Origin of the sequence: uncultured Roseibium sp. (assembly GCF_963675095.2) — a bacterium.
Taxonomy (GTDB): domain Bacteria; phylum Pseudomonadota; class Alphaproteobacteria; order Rhizobiales; family Stappiaceae; genus Roseibium.
This window is the reverse complement of sequence record NZ_CAXXSJ010000061.1, coordinates 84,472-104,364: the sequence shown is the minus strand read 5'-3', so window position 1 is coordinate 104,364 and position 19,893 is coordinate 84,472. Positions and strand designations below refer to the sequence as shown.

Genomic DNA, 19,893 nt, shown 5'->3' with positions numbered 1-19,893 from the left:
GCCTTCCCTGCATTGTTCGGACTAGTCGAAATTCCACGGATATTCAGCGCGGTATTGCTTCTCCAGTGCCGCAATCAGGCCGGGGCGCAGGTCGCCCGCCTTGATCCCTCGGGGCTCGTAGACGTTGCGATTTAAGAAGAAATCGGTCAGCCGGAACCCCTCAATCAGATCCCGGTAGGTGATCTCGCTGCCCGGCTGACGCTGGCCCTCCACGAGGAACGGGGGCAGGGGAAGCAGTTTGTCCCGGTAGGGCTCGCCGGCCTCCCGGCTGACGGCACGGGCCGATTTCGGCGACACCCACGCGAGGTCATCCCGGGTTCCGGTCGCCGCGCAGCTGGTCAAATCCAGGCCGTAGCCGAGTTGGTTCAACAGTTCCAGTTCGAAGCGGATGATCAGCGGGCCGGCGACATCGAACCGGTCGAGGTGGTCGAGCACTATCCTGAAGGCTTCATAGAGCCGTGCATGGGGATCGCGTTCCGGCAGAAGGCGAATGAGGCCGGCCAGATGCTGGACGCCATGCAGGCCGACGGACGAGGTCATCAGTTCGGCGGCACGCGAGCGGATCGGATCGACGGAAAAGATCCCTAAATGGTCCGCCAGCCGAGCCCGCCAGGTGACCTGCACCTCGTTGCCGGGCTGAAGCATCGGTTGCCGGCGGCGCGAGCGGCCACCGCGCACCAATCCCAGATGCCGGCCGCGCTCCGCCGTCATCACCTCAAGGATGACGTCCGTCTCGCCGTGCTTGCGGGCTCCCAGAATGATTGCTTCGCCGGTCCATTCCATGGAGCAAGTTTATACGATTCCGGGGAGGGGAGAGGCGGGAAGTTCCTGGCCGTAGGGTAAGGCGAGAGATGCTGTATCTCTCGTTGTTCCTTACCTCGGGAACTCCAGCCCCATTTCGCGATAACGCTCAGGATCATCCGCCCAGTTCTCGCGCACCTTTACGAACAGGAACAGGTGCACGGGCGCATCGATGATCTCAGCAAGCTCTTCGCGGGAGGCCTTGGAGATGGCCTTGATGGTCTGCCCCTTCTTGCCGAGGACGATGCTCTTCTGGCTGTCACGCTCCACGTAGATGGTCTGCTCGATGCGGACGGAGCCGTCCTTGCGCTCCTGCCACTGTTCGGTTTCCACCGTTGAGATGTAGGGTAGCTCCTGGTGCAGGCGCTCGAACAGCTTTTCCCGGGTGATTTCGGCAGCCAGGATGCGCAAAGGCAGGTCGGACGGCTGGTCTTCCGGATAAAGCCACGGACCTTCGGGAACCTGTGCGGCGAAATAATTCAGGATCGTCTCGACGCCGTCGCCATTCAGAGCGGACACCATGAAGGTCTCATCGAACGGCATGACCTCGTTGGCGGCTTTTGCCAGTTCCAGAAGCTTGTCGCGCTTGGTGACGTCGATCTTGTTCAGGATCAGCACCTTCGGCGTCTTGATATCGGCGAGCCTCTCCATGATCGCTTCGGCTTCCTCGTCGATTCCTTTTCGGGCGTCGATCAGGAGCGCGATCACATCCGCGTCCCGGGCGCCGCCCCAGGCGGTGTCGACCATGGCGCGGTCGAGGCGCCGCTTGGGTTGGAAGATGCCGGGCGTATCGACGAAGACGAGCTGGGCCTTGTCGTGCATGGCGATGCCGCGCACGATCGCCCGTGTCGTCTGCACCTTGTGGGTCACGATGGAGACCTTGGTGCCGACGAGCTGGTTGATGAGGGTGGACTTGCCGGCGTTCGGCGCGCCGATCAGGGCGATGAAGCCCGCACGCGTGCCCTCAGGCATCGGGGCCGAGGCTTCGGGAAGAGGCATGTCGAACCGCGGGCTTGCCTGCGGCATGTCATCGTCGTCGGAGTTCAAGTCCTGTCCTGTTCTTTCCAGACGCCCTCACGGCGGAGCACGGCTTCGGCGGCAGCCTGTTCGGCGATGCGCTTAGAGCCGCCCTGGCCTTCGCCGGGGGCAATCCCCTTTACATTGACGCCGACCACGAAACTGGGGGCGTGATCCGGGCCTTCGCGGCTGATAACATCGTACTTCGGTGTCGGCAGCCCACGCGACTGAGCCCACTCCTGCAGGGTGGTCTTGGCATCCCGCAAGGGGCCGGACCAGGATAGCATACGCGGTTCCCAAAGGCGCCTGACGAATTTTTCGGCGTCTGCAAATCCGCCATCCAGATAAATGGCTGCGATCACCGCCTCGCAAATATCGGCCAGCAGGGCCGCCTTCTTGCGGCCGCCGGTCTGAGCCTCGCTCTGGCCGATGCGCATGACATCGCCCAGACGCAGTTCGCTGGCGATTTCCGCGCAGGTTTCCCGCTTGACCATATGATTGAAACGCCGGGCAAGTTCGCCCTCATCCGCGTTCGGGAAATGATTGTGGAGCATACCGGCAACGACAAGGCCGAGCACCCGGTCGCCGAGAAACTCCAGGCGTTGATAGCTCTTCGTGACGCTGTCAGTCGGCGCGAGCGCACTGGCGTGGGTCAGCGCCACGTTCAGCAGGCCGGGATCCTTGAACTCATGCTGAAGGCGTTGGGCCAGTTCGCTCATGGCCTGTGTGCTTGCCGCCATATTGTTTCCTTGCGCCGCTTCCGCTCGGGCCGGCCTCAGGGGTGCAGATCCCTGAACAGGCGGTCCCAACGCACGTCCCAGGGCCATTTCCAGATCATCCAGGCCGGCGTACCATCCTCGATGGAGAAGAACAGGACTTCCGCGCGGCCGACCAGGTTTTCGTAAGGCACATAGCCGACAGCCGACAACACGCGGCTGTCGGTGGAATTGTCGCGGTTGTCGCCCATCATGAAGTAATGCCCTTCGGGCACTTCATAGACGCGCGTGTTGTCCAGCGCGCCGTTGTCGCTCAGATTGAGGGTCTCATAGGAAACGCCATTGGGCAGGGTCTCGCGGAAGCGTGCCACCCGCTTGACGCCAAAGCCGGTGTTTTCGATGTAGTCGTCGATGCGTTCCTGCTTGACCGGTTCGTCGTTGATGTAGACGACGCCTTCCTTCACCTGGATCCTGTCGCCGGGAAGGCCGATCACGCGCTTGATATAGTCGGTCGAATTGTCCTTGGGCAGCTTGAAGACGACGATATCGCCGCGTTTCGGTTCCGCACCCCAGATCCGGCCGGAGAAGGGGGCGAGGCCGAAGGGGAAGGAATAGCGGGAATAGCCGTAGCTGTATTTGGAAACGAACAGGTAGTCGCCGATCAGGAGCGTGTCTTTCATCGATCCGGACGGAATGTTGAACGGCTGGAACAGAAAGGTGCGCACGATCAGGGCAAGAAGGAGCGCCTGCACGATGATCTTCACGGTCTCGTAGAGCCCGCCGTCCTTGGCCTTCTTGTCTTCGTTCACGCTCATCTTGTCCTTTGACATGTAAATTCCGGGCTGATGGATCCGGCGGAAACGCCGGGAGCGAAATGACTGTTTAGAATCTGCTGCCGACTATTAGCGGCTCGCGGCTTTCGTGGCAATGACGGCCGGCTGGGTATGGACCGCTCACCGCTCGTCTTTCATGTAGGAATCCGGCAGTAAAAAGGTAGTGTCCTATTTGTCGATTTCTTCCAGTCCCGCAGCATGCGGGGCCGGAAACGGCGCGCGCTTGCGGGCAATCGAGGCCTTCCGCCGCGTCTGGTAGACTTCGACGCTCTTGTAGACAAGTACGTAGCAGATCACGGCGGTGATCGTTCCGAGAGGCACAGCGCCGACCAGCATCGGTTTGAACATCGGCAGCAGGACGTCGAGAGAACTGTCCAGCAGCCGCCTCGCGAATTCCTTGTGGATGTCATGGCCGGCAGGGGCCGCATCGCTGCGCAGGATCCATTGACCGACCTTGAAAGTGGAGGCCCAGATGAACGGGAAGGTCAAAGGGTTGCCGACGGACGTTCCAAGGGCGGAGGCGATCAGATTTCCGCGAATGATATAGGCGATAACAAAAGCGAGAATGAAGTGGAAGCCGACCAGAGGCGTGAAGGATGCGAATGCGCCGGCGGCAAATCCGATCGCAATCGCATGGGGCGTCGCGGTCAGGCGCAGGACGCGTTTTCCGAAATAGCGGGTCGACCGCGACCAGCTGTTGCGCGGCCATACGGCCACGCGAAGGCGTTCGATGTTGGTGGGCTTGTTGCGGCGGCGGAACAGCATACGGTTTTGTCGGTCTCGTTTCCGGTGTCCTAGGCGAGGCCCCGGCTTCCCGGTTTGACCGCAGGGATAGCCGCCAATTCCGGCGGAAGCTTGTCCGCTTCATAGGCCGGGACCTTGTAGTCAGCCAGGGAGATCAGGGGCACGCCCGTATCGGCCGCACCGGCAGAGCGGTCGATCAGACAGGCGACCGCCAGCACGTTCGCTCCGATCGACTTCAAAGCATCCACCGTTTCGCGGCTGGAGAGGCCGGTGGTCACGATGTCCTCGACGATCACGACGCGCGCGCCCTCCGGCATTTCGAACCGGCGCAAACGGAATTCTCCGTCCTCGCGCTCGACCCACATGGCCGGCACCTTCAGGTGGCGGGCGGTTTCATATCCGGGGATCAGCCCGCCCAGGGCGGGAGAGACGACGTAGTCGATGTCACCGAGACCTGCGGCGCGAATCTTTTCCGCGAGCGCCTTGCACAGGGTTTCCGTCCGCTCCGGATACATGAAGACCCGGGCCTTCTGGATGAATACCGGGCTTCGAAGGCCCGAGGACAGGATAAAATGGCCTTCAAGGATCGCGCCAGCGTCGCGGAACTGTTGAAGCACTTCCTCGCGAGTCATGGGGCGGCTCATGGGGCTGGTCATGCGGATGACTGTCCTTTCCTCGGTTTTCCGGCGTCAGCCGTTGACACGGGTCACACTGGAGACATTCGGTTTTGAACGCAACTGATTGATGATCCGGTTCAGGTGTTTCAGGTCCCATACTTCCAGATCAATGACCATTTGGTGAAAATCCGTTGCCTGGCGGACCATCTTCACATTGTCGATGTTGCCGCTGTTTTCGCCGATTACCTGGGCGATGGCGGCAAGCGAACCGGGCTCGTTGATCGCGGAGATGGCGAGTCTGGCGGGAAACCGTTCCGGATTGTCGACGTCGATGTCCCAGCGCACGTCGACCCAGCGTTCGCTCTGGTCGTCGAATTCCTTCAGGGACGGAGACTGGATCGGATAGATCGTCAGGCCGTCGGTCGGGGTCAGGATGCCGACGATCCGGTCGCCGGGGACGGCGCCTCCGTCCGGGGCAAAACCGACCGGGATGTCGCCGGACAACCCGCGGATGGGTAGTGCGGATCCGTCCCGGGCTTCGTCGCCGGAGTCCGGGTCAAGCTCACCCGCGGGTATGCGGAATTTCAACCCCGCTCCCTTTTCCAGGTCGAACCAGCCATCTTCGGACGTGGCCGGCGTATGGACGACACGGTCGTCCTGATAGTCAGGGTGGGCCGATTTCAGAACCGATTGGGCACTGATATCGCCACGGCCGACGGCCGCGAGAAGTTCGGCGACGTTCGGCTGATTGTGATCGCTCAGCGCGCTTTGCAGCAGGTCTTCGGAATACACCTTTTCCGCTCGGGCGAAAGCGCGCTTGAGGATGTGCTCTCCGAGGGCGCCATATTGCTTGCGGACGGATTCGCGGGTTGCCCGGCGGATCGCCGCGCGGGCCTTTCCTGTGACGGCGATCGATTCCCAGGCCGGCGGCGGCGTCTGCGCCTTGGACCGGATGATTTCCACCTCGTCACCGTTTCTGAGTTCGGTGACCAGGGGCATGATCTTGCCATTGACCTTGCAGCCGACGCAGGTGTTGCCGATGCCGGTGTGGACCGCGTAGGCGAAGTCGATCGGGGTCGCGCCGCGGGGCAGGGCAATCAGCCTTCCCTTGGGCGTGAAGCAGAACACCTGGTCGTGGAAGAGCTCCAGCTTGGTGTTTTCCAGGAACTCTTCCGGGGTGTCGCCTTCGTTGAGAAGGTCGATGGTTCGCCGCAGCCACTCGTAGGCGCGGCAATCTTCCGTGTGACGCGCGATGTTCAAGCCACCCATCTCGCCGTCCTTGTAAAGGGCGTGGGCGGCGATGCCGAATTCCGCGACACGGTCCATTGCGGCCGTACGGATCTGCAGTTCCACGCGCTGGCGGGACGGGCCGACGATCGTGGTGTGGATCGAGCGGTAGTCGTTCTGCTTCGGGGTGGAAATGTAATCCTTGAACCGACCCGGAACCGTCGGCCAGGTGGTGTGAATGACCCCCAGGACACGGTAACAGGCCTCGACCGTTCCCACCGTGACCCGGAAGCCGTAAAGATCGGAGAGCTGTTCGAAGCCGAGCGATTTCTGCTGCATCTTGCGAAAGATCGAATAAGGACGCTTCTCGCGGCCCTTGACCACCGCCGCCATGCCGCGTTCCGCGAGGCGTTCGGTCAGGGTCTTTTCGATTTCAGCGATCAGTTCCGCATTGGTCTCGCGCAGCTCGGTCAGGCGCTCGCTGATGGTGTCATAGGCTTCCGGATTGAGGGTCTTGAAGGAAAGGTCCTCCAGCTCCTCGCGCATGTCCTGCATGCCCATGCGCCCCGCGAGCGGAGCGTAGATCTCCATCGTTTCTTCGGCAATCCGGCCGCGCTTGTGCTCGGGCATGTGGTGGAGCGTGCGCATGTTGTGCAGCCGGTCCGCCAGCTTGACCAGTAGCACCCGGACATCGTCGGCGATTGCCAGCAGGAGCTTGCGGAAGTTTTCCGCCTGCTTGGCTTTCTGGGAAACGAGGTCGAGGCGCTTGATCTTGGTCAGTCCGTCGACCAGCTTGCCGATCTCTTCGCCGAACATGGAATCGATTTCGGCGCGGGTCGCGTCCGTGTCCTCGATCGTGTCATGCAGAAGGGCGACGGCGATGGTTGCGTCATCGAGACGCAGATCGGTCAGGATCGCGGCAACTTCGAGCGGATGGGAGAAGTAGGGGTCACCGGATGCGCGTGTCTGGGGGCCGTGCTTCTGCATGGCATAGACATAGGCCTTGTTGAGGAGGGCCTCATCCGCATCGGGATTATATCGGGTTACTCGTTCAACGAGCTCGTATTGGCGCATCATGGCCGGAACCGACCCATATGACAGCCGGGAGAAACGGGAGGTTTTCGAAAAACCTGCCGGGCTGGCGATGTTCTGAAGCCGTCAACCCGGCGTGTCTTGAAACAAATCCTAGACGTCGTCGCTGCGCTCCGGTGGTACCAGGCCTTCCAGGCCGCGCAGAAGATCTTCTTCCGACATACGGTCGAATTCCACAGCCGAATCATCGACCGCATTGACCTGGGTCGTCTGCTGCTGGCCCGAGGGAACCATCGGCACGGCTTCCGCTTCCGGCTCGTCCACTTCCACATATTTTTGCAGGGAGTGGATAAGGTCTTCCTTCATGTCTTCGGGACTTACGGTCTGCTCGGCAATCTCGCGCAGGGCCACGACCGGGTTCTTGTCGTTGTCACGCTCTACGGTGAGCGGTGAGCCGCTTGAGATCATGCGAGCGCGATGAGCGGCCAGGAGGACCAGCTCAAAACGATTTTCGACCTTGTCGATGCAGTCCTCGACGGTCACACGCGCCATACGACGTCTCCATGAGTTAGGGAACTTGAAAAGAAAGCGTATAATATTCAGATTAAGGGAAAGCAACCCCGTATCGGGGAGCTGTTTGCTTCAATTCAATTTTGCTGGAAAATGGACCTTCGGGCGGAAGTTGGCGCGCTTTGTCATTGCGACCGGCGACAGTTATGGTGTAGGGCAATGGTATCGGTTATGTAAAAATACACAAATACCAACCAAATGGTAAAAACCGACAGAAGTAAGAATCGTAAAAGCGATCATGTGCACGAAATGACAATGGAAGTACGCACCATGATGTGGGTTGGACGGCTCGATTCCGTCGGCTTCGGAGTTTCAACTCCGGGAGGCTGTAGAAACAATAAGAAAGGTTCCCACGCGAATGTTTGATGCCAGAGAAAAAGTTGCTTTATTTATTGACGGCGCCAATCTTTACTCGACTGCCAAGGCCATAGGCTTCGATATTGATTACAAACGTCTCTTGAAGGAATTTCAGGGTCAAGCTTATCTGCTTCGGGCCTACTATTACACCGCTCTCATCGAAGATCAGGAATACTCCTCCATCCGGCCGCTGATCGATTGGCTCGATTACAACGGTTATAAGGTCATCACGAAGCCGGTGAAGGAGTTCGTTGATTCGTCCGGCAGGCGGAAGGTGAAGGGCAATATGGATATCGAGCTCGCCGTCGATGCGATGGGGCTCGTCGACAGCGTCGACCATATCGTTCTCTTCTCCGGTGACGGTGATTTCCGGTCGCTGGTGGAAGCCCTGCAGAGAAAAGGCCGCAAGGTCAGCGTTGTTTCGACCCTGAAGACGCAGCCGCCGATGATCGCCGATGATCTTCGCAGGCAGGCCGATCACTTCATCGACCTGGCGACCCTTGCCAGCAAGATCGGCCGGGATCCGTCCGAACGTCCCGCACGCCCGCAGACCGGGCCGGACTTCGACGACGAAGACGACGACGACTACTAAGCCGGCGATTTCGTAAAGAATGCGAGGAACCTGACTGCGATGGTCAGTGTCGACCCACCGCTGGACTGTCAGGCATGCCCGAGGCTCGTAGGCTTACGCCATGAGCTTCGGGAACAATTTCCCGACTGGTTCAACGCGCCGGTCCCGTCTTTCGGGTCTCCGGATCCGAAGCTGCTCATCGTCGGTCTGGCGCCGGGTATGCGCGGTGCGAACCGGACGGGCCGGCCGTTTACCGGTGACTTTGCCGGTGACCTTCTTTACGAAACCATGCTGGATTTCGGTTTTGCCGCCGGAGCTTATGAAGCCCGTCCCGATGACGGACTGGAACTGCGGGATGCGATCATCACCAATGCGGTGCGCTGCCTGCCGCCGCAGAACAAGCCGACAGGTCCGGAAATCAAGACATGTCGCCCGTATCTGATCGCGACGCTTGAGGCCAATCCGGGCCTGAGGGCGGTGCTCGCACTCGGGCGGATCGCCCATGAAACCTTCCTGAGCGCTCTGGAGCTTCGCCGCGCCGATTTCACCTTCGGTCACGGTGCGCGCCACGATCTGGGGACGCGGCAGCTTGTCCTGTTCGACAGCTATCACTGCTCGCGCTACAACACCAATACCGGCCGGTTGACCACGGAGATGTTCCGCTCGGTCTTTACCGATATCCGCCAGTTTCTGGATGCGGCATAAACGCGGGAAGCGTTCTTTCAGGGATGATCACCCAAGCAGAGGGTCGGGCTCGGTCCAACCTTCCGGCCCCAGGTGTTCCTGAGGCTTGAAGCGGGCCTTGTAGGCCATCTTCTCAGATCCTTCGACCCAATAGCCCAGATAGACGTAAGGCAGCCGCAGCCGGCGGGCACGCTCGATGTGATCGAGGATCATGTAGGTTCCCAGGCCCACGCTTTGCACGTCCGGGTCGAAGAAGGAATAGACCATGGACAGGCCGTCGGCGAGCTGGTCGGTCAGTGCCACCCCGAGCAGGGGGCCTTCGCCAGCCCCGGTTATGAAGCTGTCTGGGCCGCGCCGCCTGTATTCGATGACCATGGTTTCCACATGGGTGTCTTCGACCATCATAGCGTAGTCGAGTACGCTCATTTCCGTCATGCCACCGCTTTCGTGACGGGCACGCAGATAGGTCTGGAACAGATCGTATTGTTCGGCCGACGGACTGGGCGGAAGGCGCGCGCCGATCAGGTCGGCTCCCTGCTTCCATTGGCGCCTCAGGGACCGTGTCCACTCAAAATCATCGACTCTTACCCGAACCGAGATGCAGGCACGGCAGCTTTCGCAAGCGGGACGATAGGCGATGTTCTGGCTGCGCCGGAAGCCGCCCTGGGTCAGAACGTCATTGAGCGCCGTGGCGTGATGGCCGATCAGGTGGGTAAACACCTTCCGCTCCTGACGGCCTTCCAGATAGGGGCAAGGCGCGGGCGCGGTCAGATAGAACTGCGGATGTTCGGTGGGATGCCTTGTCACTGTCCGGTTCCGTGGGCCTTCATGCGTTCTTGTTCACCCGTCAAAGTCCATAATACCATGGAGCGACCAATGAGAAAGTCACCCATAATATAAGCGATAGCGGCGTTCCGGCACGTATGAAGTCGGAAAATCTGTAATGTCCCGGGCCCATGACGATCAAATTGGTCTGGTAGCCCACCGGTGTCGCGAACGAACTGTTTGCTGCCAGCAGCAGACACACAACGAAGGCTTCGGGGGACTGCCCGAGCTGGTTCGACATGTTGATCGCAATCGGTGTGAACAGAACCGCTGCGGCATTGTTGGACAGGAAATTGGTCAACACCATGACGATCAGGTAGAGCGCCGACAGAATGACTGCTGCGGATTGGCCCTTGAGCAGGGTGACGAGTGTGCCTGCAATCGCGGTCGCGCCGCCCGATGATTCCAGCGCCACGGCGCCGGCCAGGGAGGCGCCGACCAGCATGAAGATCCGGCTGTCGATGGCGCGCATGGCCTGGCGCACATTCAGGCACCCGGAGGCCACCATGGCGAAAGTGCCGGCGATGGCCGCGGTAACGATGGGGATCAGGCCGCTGGCGGACAGGCCAACGACAATCGCGAAGATGGCAAGGGCGCGGGGTGCGTAGCGCCGGCGCGGCACTTCCGCCGTCGACCAGTCGAGCAGGAGAACGTCGCGGCTGCCGCGCAGCCTTGAGATCTGCTCAGCGCTGCCGCCCACCAGCAGCACATCGCCGGCCTCCAGACGGATATTGTTCATGGCCATGCGCGGCATGCGGCTGCGCCGCTGGATGCCCATGACGACGCAGCCGGTTTCCGCGTGGAAGCCCGATTGCAGCAGGGTGCGCCCCATCATGCGCGAGGCGGGGGCAACCACGACCTCCGCGAGGGTCATGGAACCCGGCGGCGTGGACGACTGGTCCCCGTTGTCCGCAGTCTGGCTGGAGTTTTCCGGATCCATCAGTGGCTGGCGGCGGGACAGGGCGTTGGCAAGGGCCGCGCGGGTTGCCGCCACAATGACCGTATCGCCGGGCGACAGGGTGACGTTCTCGAAAGGAGGCAGGATCGGCTGCTCACCCCTTTGCACAAGGCGGACCGTCATGTCTTTCAGGGCGGGGAACATGCCGGCGACGGAGGTCACGCCCACCAGGGGGTGGCCGTAGGTGATATCGATCTGGGCGATGAACTGCTTGCCGGAGGCGCCGGTGAGTTCGTCGGCCATGGTCTTGCGCGTCTTCAGGAGGCGCGGCATGAAAAACAGCACATAGATCGAACCGGCGCCGGCCAAAAGGAGGCCGATCGGGGTGAAGCTGAAGAACCCCAGACGCAGATCGGAATGCTGGGCAGCGTAGTTGACGACCAGCAGGTTCGTCGAAGACCCGATCAGCGTGGTCATGCCGCCGAGGATGGCCATGAAGGACAGCGGCATTAGCACCCGGGACGAAGACTGGCCCATGGTTGCCGCGACCGCGGTCAGGATCGGCAGGAACATCACCACGACGGGGGTGTTGTTGAGAAAGGCGCTGAGGCCCCCAACAGCGACAAGGACCGGAATGGTCGCCAGATGCGAGCGCCCGCGCACCCAGCGGACGATGGCCTGGGCCGGACTTTCCAGCGCATTGGTCTGGAACAGGCCCTGGCCGATGATCAGCAGGCAGATGATGGTGACCAGCGCGGGATTGGCAAAGCCGACGAGAAAGTCGGCGGTTGTTACCGGACCGCGCTCGGTCTCGACGGGAAAGAGCGTGAATATTGCTGCGAGGGAAACGACGGACCCGAGCGCGATTACCTCGATGGAATAGCGCTCCAGAGCATAGAGTACCACCGTTGACGCGATCACCACGAAGGTCAGCGCCATGGCTACGTCAATTGATTCCATCCACCTGCCTGCTGCCGCCTGGCCGAAGCCGAAGGCGTCCAGTCTAAAGCACGCGCAGGGGGAATAGGAAGTCCCCCGACTGCAGTAAGAACAGATCTGGCGAAAAGAGCCATGCGTTCTCGTCGGCGTTTTGGAAAAAGATTCCTGCCGTCAGGCCCAAAATCAGCCGCGTGCCTGGAGGGCAGCGGAATTCATCACAACCGTTCCGAGGATCAGGTCGTGTAGCAGGCGCTTGCGGTCGGTGAACAGCGACACCAGGAGCACGAGGGGCGTCAGCAGGGCGACGGAGAACCAGAACAGGAGCAGGTGCATGACGGCCAGCAGCGGGTAGGGGCGGCCGCCGTACCAGAGGCGCATTTCCAGGCCCATGGCACGCATTCCGGGCGTTGCCGCATTGGGGCCGCCGAGGGTGAAGGCGGTGTAGAGGATCGCGACGCCCTGGGCCAGGAAGGCGTAGAAAAACCAGGCCAGGCCAAGGGTGAAGATCCCGAGAATGAAGACGAGAACCGCGGCCACGCAGGTCAGGATGGCAACAGCGATAGCGTCGATGCAGAAGGCGAAGATGCGCTTCGTTCTGATGCCATCGAACAAGTCCGGCATGGCGACCGGATCGTAGGCGTCCTGTCGGGAACCGGTGGAATCAATGTCTGTGGCCATGGGACGGTCTCCTTATCCGCTCCAACCGATGTGGGGACGACCGCCCGGTTTCGCAAACCAAATGTCGCGGAAACCGGTGGGTTTCACTCAATCGATTCCGCCACGTCCATGTGACGGACCCGGTAGCCGCGCTCGCGCAGGGCAGCGACGATCTCCTCGCCGTGATGGGCGTCGAAAGCCTCGAAGGTGACGTCCAGTGTGGTTCCTTTGGCCGGGACATTCAGGAACAGGTGGTGATGGGCGACATCGACCACATTGCCCTTGAGGTTGCCGATGATCGTAGCGATCTCGCCCAGAACGCCGGGCCGGTCGGGCGTATCGATGCGGATGGAGACGAGACGGCCGTCCCGAGCCAGTTCGCGGATCACGATGGAGGACAGGAGCCGGGGATCGATGTTGCCGCCGCACAGGATCAGGCCGACCTTCTTGCCGGCAAACCGTTCCGGTTCGGTCATCAGGGCGGCTAGGCCTGCGGCACCCGCACCCTCGGCGATGGTGCGCAGACGGGTCAAATAAGCGTTGATCGCCCGCTCGATGGTGCTTTCCTTGGCCAGAATGATGTCGTCGACGACCTTCTTGACGATCTGCCGGGTCAGCTTGCCCACATCGCGCACGGCGATGCCTTCGGCGATTGTTGCGCCTTCACAGCGCACCTCCTTGCCGTAGAAGTCGCCCCACATGCCGGGATAAAGCACGGTCTCGACGCCGATCACCTCGATGTCCGGCCTGATCGCCTTGGCAGCGGTACCGTTGCCCGAAATCAGCCCGCCGCCGCCGATCGGAATCACCAGCATGTCCAGGTCCGGATAGGCTTCCAGCATTTCCAGAGTGATGGTGCCCTGACCTTCGATCACACGGGGATCGTCGTAGGGGTGTACCCAGACGAGGCCGCGTTCCGATGCGATCCGGTCGGCTTCTTCCGAGGCCTCATGGACGGTCTCTCCGGCAAGCACAACCTCAGCACCGTAGCTTTTCGTCGCGGCGATCTTCACGAAAGGGGTTGATTCCGGCATGACGATGGTTGCCGGAATGCCGAGGCGCTTTGCATGGCAGGCGACCCCTTGGGCATGGTTGCCGGCCGACATCGCGATTACACCGCGGGCGCGTTCATCCGCGGTGAGGCTTGCCAGCTTGACGATGGCGCCGCGCTCCTTGAACGCGCCGGTCACCTGCATGTTTTCGTATTTGACGAAAACCTCTGCGCCGGTCAGGGCTGACAGCGCGGGAGCGGGCAGGCAAGGCGTCTCCAGGACCGCGCCCCGTATCAGTTTGGCCGCCTTTTGAATGCCTGCGAAGGTGACCTCACCGGGATCCGGAATTGCGCCAGGTCCGGTTGGCGTGGCGGTCATAACGTGCGGGCCAGGAGAGTGGCCACCTGAGGTGCAAAATAGGTCAGGATACCGTCGGCGCCGGCCCGTTTGAAGGCCATCAGGCTTTCAATCATGGCGCGGTCCCGGTCGATCCAGCCGTTGGCGCCGGCCGCCTCGATCATCGCGAATTCGCCGGAGACCTGATAGGCATAGGTCGGCATGCGGAACGTGTCCTTCAGACGCCACAGGATGTCGAGATAGGGCATGCCCGGCTTGACCATGATCATGTCGGCGCCCTCGGCGATATCCAGTTCCGCCTCGCGGATGGCTTCGTCCGTATTAGCCGCATCCATCTGGTAGGTGCGCTTGTCGCCGATCAGGGTGGCGTTGGTGCCGACCGCGTCCCGGAACGGACCGTAGAAGGCCGAGGCGTACTTGGCCGCATAGGACATGATCTGGACGTCGCGGAAATTGTTGGTGTCCATGGCCTGGCGAATGGCGGCGACGCGGCCGTCCATCATGTCGGACGGGCCGATGATATCGGCGCCGGCTTCCACCTGATTGAGCGCCTGGCGGCAGAGCTGGTCGACGGTTTCGTCGTTGAGGATCGTCTCGCCGTCCATCAGGCCGTCATGGCCGTGGCTGGTATAGGGGTCTAGGGCAACGTCGGTCATCAGCCCGAGATTGAGGCCCTCCTGCTTGATCGCCCGGCAGGACTGGCACACCAGATTGTCCGGATTGAGCGCTTCGGAGCCCGTCGGATCGCGCAGGGCCGGATCGGTGTAGGGGAAAAGGGCGATGACCGGAATGCCGAGGCTTTCCGCCTTGACCGCATCCTTCACCGCTTCGTCGACGGACAGGCGTTCCACACCGGGCATGGAGGGAACGGGCTGGCGGATGCCGGCGCCCTCGACGACGAAGATCGGCCAGATCAGATCGTTGGTCGTCAGGACGGTCTCCCGCACCAGGCGCCTGGACCAGTCCGCGCGCCGGTTGCGGCGCATGCGGCGGCCGCCGAGGATCTCATCCATATCGGAACTGGTGATGGACGGGGAGCGGGTGGAAGACGACATCTTTCTGGGATCCTGTAATGGGGGCCTGCTAACAGGGGAAGCATGCATGATACATTGCCTGAATCCATGCGACCCTATCACGGGATCGGGTGCGATCCAACATGATGTAAAATAACGATAAACGCTTATGAAAATGCGTTTTATTGACGTTTACGTCAAAACTGGCTAAGTCCCATTCAACATCGGAAGCCAAGACTTTAACCTGTAAACAGCAGGGCTCGGGAGGACAGGTCATGGATTTTTCCCTCAGTGAAGATCAGCGCGCCTTTCAGGACATGGCGGCAGCCTTTGCCCGCGATGAAATGGAACCGTATGCGCGGGAATGGGACGAGAACAGCCTCTTTCCCGTCGATACGCTGCGCAAGGCTGCGGAACTGGGATTCGGTGGCATCTACGTGCGCGAGGATGTCGGCGGCTCGGGTCTGACCCGCACGGACGCGGCGATCATCTTCGAGGAACTGGCCAAGGGCTGCACCTCGACGGCGGCCTATATTTCCATCCACAACATGGCTGCCTGGATGATCGATACCTATGGCAGCGAGGAACTGCGGCAGAAATACCTGCCCGACCTCTGCTCCATGAAGAAATTCGCCAGCTATTGCCTGACCGAGCCGGGAGCAGGATCCGATGCGGCCTCCCTGCGTACGAAGGCGACGGATGATGGCGACCACTACATCCTGAACGGCTCCAAGGCGTTCATTTCCGGCGGCGGCGCCAGCGATGTCTATGTGGTCATGGTGCGCACCGGAGGCGACGGCCCCAAAGGCATCAGCTGTGTCGTGGTGGAAGAGGGGACGCCCGGTCTGAGTTTCGGCGCCCAGGAGATCAAGCTCGGCTGGAAGAGCCAGCCGACTGCCCAGGTAAATTTCCAGGACTGCCGAATTCCGAAGACCAACCGGGTCGGGGCGGAAGGCGAGGGCTTCAAGATCGCCATGGCCGGGCTCGACGGCGGCCGGTTGAATATCGGTGCCTGTTCGCTCGGCGCCGCCCAGACCTGCCTGGAACGCACCATTATCTATATGAAGGACCGCAAGCAGTTCGGCCGTGCGCTCGCCGAATTCCAGGCGCTGCAGTTCCGCCTCGCCGACATGGCGACCGAACTGGAGGCCGCACGGCTCTTCCTGCACAAGGCGGCCATGCTGGTGGATGCCAAGGCACCGACGGCGACAACGACCGCCGCAATGGCCAAGCGGCTTGCGACCGATACCGGCTTCAAGGTGGTCAACGAGGCCCTGCAGCTGCATGGCGGCTACGGCTATCTGCGCGACTACCCGATCGAGCGTTACCTGCGCGACGTGCGCGTGCACCAGATCCTGGAAGGCACCAACGAGATCATGCGGCTGATTATTGCCCGCGATCTTTTGAAAGACTGATCATTCGAAACGGGGACGGATGTGAGCGACGATATCTTGTTTGAACAGCGCGGCGCAGCGGGTTTCATCACGCTGAACCGGCCGCAGGCCCTGAACGCTCTGAACCACGGCATGGTAACGGCAATGGCCCGCCAACTGACGGCCTGGGCCGGCGATGACGGGATCAGCCACGTGGTCATCTGCGGGGAAGGGGAGAAAGCCTTTTGCGCCGGCGGAGATATCCGCAGCATCTATGATGCGAAAATAGCCGGCGAAACCGGTCTGGCGGACTTTTTCCACGATGAATACCTGCTGAATGCCCAGATCAAGTCCTATCCGAAGCCCTATATCTCGCTGATCGACGGTATCGTCATGGGCGGCGGTGTCGGTGTTTCGGTGCATGGCAGCCACCGGGTCGGCACAGAGAACACCATGTTCGCCATGCCGGAGACGGGAATAGGTTTCTTTCCGGATGTAGGCGGGACCTGGTTCCTGCCGCGGATGCCAAAGGAAACCGGAACCTATTGTGCCCTGAGTGCCGGGCGCCTGAAACAGGCGGATGCGCTGGAAACAGGGGTTCTGACTCACGCGACCTCCCGCGAGAAGCTTCCGGCTCTGATGGAGGCGCTGGAGCAGGCTGCGGACGTCGATGCGGCTCTTGCTGGCTTCCATGTCGACACGGAACCGTCCGACCTGATGACAAGGGCGGATTTGATCGAGGAGGTTTTCTCCGCCCCGACTGTTACGGACGTGATGAACCGGCTCGATGCCTGCGGGGATCCATGGGGCCAGAAGGTGGCGGCAGGGATCCGCTCCAAGTCGCCGACCAGCGTTCATCTGGCTTTTGAACAGATGCGACGAGGTGCAAAGCTGGACTTTAGCGGCTGCATGCGCTTGGAATACCGGATCGTTACGAAGATCCTCGAGGGACATGATTTCTTTGAGGGGGTAAGGGCGCTTCTGGTCGACAAGGATCAGTCGCCGAAATGGCAGCCGAACCGGTTGGACCAGATCGACGAGACCGTGCTTGCACCCTATTTCGAGGAACCGGCCTCAGGGGATCTTCCTCTTTAATAATAAGTACCGGACAGGACCGAAATGCTCGCGAATCTTCATGCCATTATGAGTTCGAGGCCGCCGTGGAGCAGCATCCTGGTATGGTATCTGCGCGCAATTGCGGTCCTGTTGCTCGGGGGAGGGCTGATCCACTGGGCGCGGATCATCGGGATCACACCCTGGCGCGATGTCTGGTTCTGGGACATGCCGCTGGCGTGGCAATCGGCGACGGTCTTCTTCGGCGTGCTTGATCTGGTGGCGGCGATCGGGCTGTGGCTGGCGGTCTCCTGGGGCACGGTCATGTGGCTGTTTCGCGCCGGGCAGCCAGATCGTGATGCACACCCTGTTTTCCGATATCTACGGCCGCCCGACCCTACGAGATCGCATTCTATCTTCTGACGATCGCGGGATATCTGCTTCTGACCTACCTGATGGAGCGGGAAAATCGCGCGCGTTAGCCCTGTGCGGACCAAGGACCGGGCCATCACAGGCTGTCGGGGACGCAGGATCACTTATTTCAACAGCAACACGGATATGCCGGAAGCGAAAGCGCGGTCCGGCAGCGGGACAAGTCGGGAGGAGTTGTCATGACAAGTAAGATCGGATTTATCGGCCTGGGCAATATGGGCGGGCCGATGGCGGTCAACCTGATGAAGGCCGGGCATGACGTCCTGGGTTTCGATCTGTCGGAAGGCGCGCTTGCGGCCTTTGAGGATGCGGGCGGCACTTGCATAAAAAGCGTCCCCGGAGCTCGCGGCGGCCAGTGACGTCATCGTCACCATGCTTCCGGCCGGTGCCCATGTGCGCCAGGTCTATATGGACGAAGGCGGTATTTTCGAAAACGCCAAGCCGGGGACGCTGATGATCGATTCCTCGACCATCGACGTGGAAAGCGCGCGCGCGCCGTCGCCGCGGCCGCAGCCGAACGGGACATGCCGATGGTCGACGCGCCGGTGTCCGGCGGCGTCGGTGGCGCCACGGCCGGAACCCTGACCTTTATGGTCGGCGGGGCCCGCGGCAGCCTACGAACAGGCCAGGCCCTATCTGGACATCATGGGCAAGACCATCGTCCATGCCGGCGACTCCGGAACCGGGCAGGCCGCCAAGATCTGCAACAACATGGTGCTGGGCATTTCCATGATCGCGGTCAGCGAGGCATTCGTTCTCGCCGAGCGGCTCGGCCTCGATGCGCAGAAGTTGTTCGACATTTCCTCCACCGCCTCCGGCCAGTGCTGGGCGCTGACCTCCTATTGTCCGGTGCCGGGGCCATTGCCGAGCTCGCCGGCGAACCGGGACTACCAGCCGGGCTTTGCGGCCGCGATGATGCTCAAGGACCTGAAGCTGGCGCAGGAGGCGGCCAGCACCTCCGGGGCGTCCACACCTCTCGGTGCGGAGGCGTCCGCGCTTTATAATATGTTCTGCAATTCCGGTGGCGAGGCGCAGGACTTCTCGGCCATCGTCAAATACCTGCGTGGATCATGATTAATCAAAACTTTCAAGGTGTTGAGAATCGACCTTAAATAATTAACGGACGATTCAGTGTGTCTCTTAAGCGGATTTTAGAAGCGCTGCTGTAACTTTGTTTACAAGGTGGGAAAAATATCCACCTCGCGACAGGTAATGAATAAAGAGGCGCAAACATATGATCACGGCTACAAAGGGCAGTCGACGCAGTGGTTCAGGGGGAAGATGAAGCGGAAATCAAGCCGCTTTATCTTGAAGCCCTGACCCTTGTTGAGCGGCTGCACAGACGACTGCTTGATGTCATCAAGGACGAGTTCGATCGCATGGGCCGGTCCGATGTGAACAGCGTGCAAGCTCTGCTTCTGTTCAATATCGGCGACGCCGAACTGACCGCAGGCGAGTTGAGAACCCGAGGCTACTATCTCGGCTCGAACGTGTCCTACAACCTGAAGAAACTGGTTGAAACCGGCTATATTCACCATCAGCGCTCCCGCATGGACCGCCGCTCGGTTCGTGTCAGCCTGACGGAAAAGGGACAGGAAGTCGCGCGCATCGTGAACGACCTTTACGAACGCCACGTTCTTTCCGTCGAGCAGGTCGGGGGAAATCGGTACCGAGGATTTCGTTACCCTGAACAAATCCCTGCGCAGGCTGGAGCGTTTCTGGACCGATCAGATCCTCTATCGGCTCTGAGCGGCTCCAACGCCAAATGCTCTTTCAAACGCCGCTCCCGGTTCGCCGGGGCGGCGTTTTCCTGTTTGTGTCGCCCAATGGGCAGAAGAAGACCTCACGAAATGTTCAAGTCGCTGTAAGTGCCGCCGAGCGACATGTTCTGGACACAATGGGATGCGTATGTGCAATACAGGAAATCGCGCCAGGATTTGCCTTTTTCAGTCGATAGCGAGACTTATTTTTCGACTTCGAAATGTGAATTCCGGAGAGCGCAGGCCGTTGATCGGGGCCAAAACCTGTAATTTGTTAATCATGATGGCCATAAATTGGCCTTGGGTTTTGGCTAATGCACCGGTTCAGGTGTGAAATGACGAGATCCGGTCCAGGCGATACGAAAGACCGTATTTGAGATCACAGTGACATAATGGGGTTGGTAATGACTGCATCCTTCGGGAAC

Annotated in this window: 18 protein-coding genes and 2 pseudogenes; 7 read left to right on the top strand and 13 right to left on the bottom strand. The window is 60.8% G+C overall.

Features of this window, described 5'->3' with window-relative positions; genetic code table 11:
* Window positions 1-21 precede the first annotated feature (21 nt).
* The 8 genes from recO to rpoZ all read right to left on the bottom strand — a co-directional run bounded on the left by recO (window position 22) and on the right by rpoZ (window position 7,539).
* Window positions 22-783 (bottom strand): DNA repair protein RecO, encoded by a 762-nt coding sequence (recO, locus tag ABIN98_RS24400; protein ID WP_346914043.1) that lies wholly within the window; start codon window positions 781-783, stop codon window positions 22-24.
* Window positions 784-873: 90 nt separating this feature from the next.
* Complete coding sequence (era, locus tag ABIN98_RS24395; RefSeq protein WP_346914105.1) at window positions 874-1,800, bottom strand: GTPase Era; 927 nt, start codon at window positions 1,798-1,800, stop codon at window positions 874-876.
* 44 nt (window positions 1,801-1,844) lie between these two features.
* A complete protein-coding gene (rnc, locus tag ABIN98_RS24390) occupies window positions 1,845-2,558 on the bottom strand; it encodes a ribonuclease III (RefSeq protein ID WP_346914041.1) in 714 nt (237 codons plus the stop codon).
* A gap of 35 nt (window positions 2,559-2,593) precedes the next feature.
* Window positions 2,594-3,349, bottom strand: coding sequence for a signal peptidase I (gene lepB, locus ABIN98_RS24385; RefSeq protein ID WP_346914103.1), 756 nt, complete (start codon window positions 3,347-3,349; stop codon window positions 2,594-2,596).
* Between the two features lie 186 nt (window positions 3,350-3,535).
* The gene (locus tag ABIN98_RS24380) at window positions 3,536-4,132 is read right to left on the bottom strand and encodes a DUF2062 domain-containing protein (RefSeq protein WP_346914039.1); all 597 of its coding nucleotides are present in this window, start codon (window positions 4,130-4,132) and stop codon (window positions 3,536-3,538) included.
* Between the two features lie 29 nt (window positions 4,133-4,161).
* Entirely contained in the window at window positions 4,162-4,743 is a 582-nt protein-coding gene (gene pyrE / locus ABIN98_RS24375) for an orotate phosphoribosyltransferase (RefSeq protein ID WP_346914101.1), read from the bottom strand.
* A 57-nt stretch (window positions 4,744-4,800) separates the two neighbouring features.
* Window positions 4,801-7,032 carry a bifunctional (p)ppGpp synthetase/guanosine-3',5'-bis(diphosphate) 3'-pyrophosphohydrolase gene (locus ABIN98_RS24370; protein WP_346914037.1) on the bottom strand — a complete coding sequence of 744 codons (2,232 nt, stop codon included), beginning with the start codon at window positions 7,030-7,032 and terminating at the stop codon, window positions 4,801-4,803.
* Window positions 7,033-7,140: 108 nt separating this feature from the next.
* Window positions 7,141-7,539 carry a DNA-directed RNA polymerase subunit omega gene (gene rpoZ / locus ABIN98_RS24365; protein WP_346895984.1) on the bottom strand — a complete coding sequence of 133 codons (399 nt, stop codon included), beginning with the start codon at window positions 7,537-7,539 and terminating at the stop codon, window positions 7,141-7,143.
* 376 nt (window positions 7,540-7,915) lie between these two features.
* On the opposite strand from rpoZ, the gene ABIN98_RS24360 reads away from it, so the two are divergent.
* Window positions 7,916-8,506 (top strand): NYN domain-containing protein, encoded by a 591-nt coding sequence (locus ABIN98_RS24360; protein ID WP_346914099.1) that lies wholly within the window; start codon window positions 7,916-7,918, stop codon window positions 8,504-8,506.
* A 39-nt stretch (window positions 8,507-8,545) separates the two neighbouring features.
* Window positions 8,546-9,190 carry a uracil-DNA glycosylase gene (locus tag ABIN98_RS24355; protein ID WP_346914035.1) on the top strand — a complete coding sequence of 215 codons (645 nt, stop codon included), beginning with the start codon at window positions 8,546-8,548 and terminating at the stop codon, window positions 9,188-9,190.
* 27 nt (window positions 9,191-9,217) lie between these two features.
* On the opposite strand, the gene ABIN98_RS24350 is transcribed toward ABIN98_RS24355, so the two are convergent.
* From ABIN98_RS24350 to hemB, 5 genes are all read right to left on the bottom strand, one after another.
* Window positions 9,218-9,976, bottom strand: a complete 759-nt coding sequence (locus tag ABIN98_RS24350) for an arginyltransferase (RefSeq protein ID WP_346914033.1) — start codon at window positions 9,974-9,976, stop codon at window positions 9,218-9,220.
* Window positions 9,977-10,016: 40 nt separating this feature from the next.
* The gene (locus tag ABIN98_RS24345; RefSeq protein WP_346914031.1) at window positions 10,017-11,852 is read right to left on the bottom strand and encodes an SLC13 family permease; all 1,836 of its coding nucleotides are present in this window, start codon (window positions 11,850-11,852) and stop codon (window positions 10,017-10,019) included.
* 162 nt (window positions 11,853-12,014) lie between these two features.
* Window positions 12,015-12,509 (bottom strand): RDD family protein, encoded by a 495-nt coding sequence (locus ABIN98_RS24340; protein ID WP_346914029.1) that lies wholly within the window; start codon window positions 12,507-12,509, stop codon window positions 12,015-12,017.
* 83 nt (window positions 12,510-12,592) lie between these two features.
* Window positions 12,593-13,858, bottom strand: a complete 1,266-nt coding sequence (locus ABIN98_RS24335; protein WP_346914027.1) for a threonine ammonia-lyase — start codon at window positions 13,856-13,858, stop codon at window positions 12,593-12,595.
* Complete coding sequence (gene hemB, locus ABIN98_RS24330) at window positions 13,855-14,850, bottom strand: porphobilinogen synthase (RefSeq protein ID WP_394701603.1); 996 nt, start codon at window positions 14,848-14,850, stop codon at window positions 13,855-13,857. Before hemB ends, ABIN98_RS24335 begins: the two co-directional genes overlap by 4 nt.
* A 275-nt stretch (window positions 14,851-15,125) precedes the next feature.
* On the opposite strand from hemB, the gene ABIN98_RS24325 reads away from it, so the two are divergent.
* The 5 genes and pseudogenes from ABIN98_RS24325 to ldtR all read left to right on the top strand — a co-directional run bounded on the left by ABIN98_RS24325 (window position 15,126) and on the right by ldtR (window position 19,457).
* Window positions 15,126-16,265, top strand: coding sequence for an acyl-CoA dehydrogenase family protein (locus tag ABIN98_RS24325; protein WP_346914023.1), 1,140 nt, complete (start codon window positions 15,126-15,128; stop codon window positions 16,263-16,265).
* 21 nt (window positions 16,266-16,286) lie between these two features.
* Window positions 16,287-17,318, top strand: a complete 1,032-nt coding sequence (locus ABIN98_RS24320; RefSeq protein ID WP_346914021.1) for an enoyl-CoA hydratase/isomerase family protein — start codon at window positions 16,287-16,289, stop codon at window positions 17,316-17,318.
* A gap of 24 nt (window positions 17,319-17,342) precedes the next feature.
* Window positions 17,343-17,699 carry a DUF6163 family protein gene (locus ABIN98_RS24315; RefSeq protein WP_346914019.1) on the top strand — a complete coding sequence of 119 codons (357 nt, stop codon included), beginning with the start codon at window positions 17,343-17,345 and terminating at the stop codon, window positions 17,697-17,699.
* A gap of 188 nt (window positions 17,700-17,887) precedes the next feature.
* A pseudogene (gene mmsB / locus ABIN98_RS24310) lies at window positions 17,888-18,782 on the top strand (3-hydroxyisobutyrate dehydrogenase).
* Window positions 18,783-18,973: 191 nt separating this feature from the next.
* Window positions 18,974-19,457, top strand: a pseudogene (gene ldtR, locus ABIN98_RS24305) (transcriptional regulator LdtR).
* Window positions 19,458-19,893 lie beyond the last annotated feature (436 nt).